The 1,098-nt window shown below is 51.6% G+C and carries 2 protein-coding genes; both read left to right on the forward strand.

Annotated elements, in window-relative coordinates; genetic code table 11:
* The first annotated feature begins 2 nt into the window (after positions 1-2).
* Complete coding sequence (locus DW657_RS17390) at positions 3-440, forward strand: DUF3408 domain-containing protein (RefSeq protein ID WP_118313583.1); 438 nt, start codon at positions 3-5, stop codon at positions 438-440.
* A 184-nt stretch (positions 441-624) separates the two neighbouring features.
* Positions 625-1,038 carry a plasmid mobilization relaxosome protein MobC gene (gene mobC / locus DW657_RS17395; protein ID WP_118313584.1) on the forward strand — a complete coding sequence of 138 codons (414 nt, stop codon included), beginning with the start codon at positions 625-627 and terminating at the stop codon, positions 1,036-1,038.
* Positions 1,039-1,098 lie beyond the last annotated feature (60 nt).

Consider the following 1,098-nt stretch of genomic DNA (forward strand, 5'->3'; position numbering starts at 1 on the left):
AGCTGATGGAAAAAGAGTATTTGGATTTTGTTAAACCATCTACGTATGGCAACAAAGCCAATCCAAGTAGTTGTGATTCTCTCTATGATGATGTAGAGAACCCAGAGTTGAGAGCAATTGTAGAGAAAGTTGCTGCAACAACTCCCTATAGAGAGGAAACATCAACGAACGAGGCTCAATCGCCACCGAATCCGCAGAAGCGCATCAGCGGCAAGCAGCGCAAGGCGACATTGGAGGAGTATCAGCAGACCTTCCTCCAAGTTCCAAGGATTGACGACCGCAAGCCAGTCTTCGTCAGTTCCGATGTACGAGACCGTCTTGACCGTGTCGTCCGCATCCTCGGAGGGAGACGCATGAGCGTATCGGGCATCATCGAGAACATCGTGCGCCACCACCTAAGCCTTTATGAAGAGGACTTCGAGGCTTGGCGCAAATTGTGAGAATTAAGGTCTGCGACCTTGGACGTGGATAGCTGAAAGGCTGTAGTTCCAACTAACGTGTTCTGAGAGGGAGCGAGGTTATGTTTTGGGAACCCCAAAACGCCTCGCTCCACCATGAGGGCGGAGGAATTTTGCTCCCGGCGGTCGCAGAAAGTAAGTGTACCAACTGTAAACAGTGTATCGAATGACAAGCATGCAGGAACAGAACAGGAAAAAGGGCGGAAGACCGCCTACGGGCAGGGTTCGCAAGCTGTCGAAGTCTGTCACGGTGAAGTTCTCGAAGCCAAGCTACGAGGCACTGAGGCTGAGGGCGAGAAAAGCCAACCGCAAGTTGGCGGAGTACATCCGTGAGTCCGCCTTGAACGGCGAGGTGGTCAGCGGACACAATGCAGAGACGGTAGCCATCGCCAAGAACCTCATTGGCATGGCGAACAACCTCAACCAACTTACCAAGCTGTCGCATCAGAGAGGTTTCCACGAAACCCATGTGTATGTGGTGGACTTGTTGAGAAGATTGAAAGCCATCCTTGGCGAGTATCGCCAAGCAAGTCCAAAATCGAAGCCATGCGGAATAGGCAGAAAGGAGGATGCCACATGATAGGCAAGCTAAAGAAGGGCAGCTCATTTGCTGGTTGCATCCGCTATGTTACAGGCAAGG

The sequence above is a fragment of the Prevotella sp. AM23-5 genome (assembly GCF_003473645.1).
Taxonomy (GTDB): Bacteria; Bacteroidota; Bacteroidia; order Bacteroidales; family Bacteroidaceae; genus Prevotella; species Prevotella copri_A.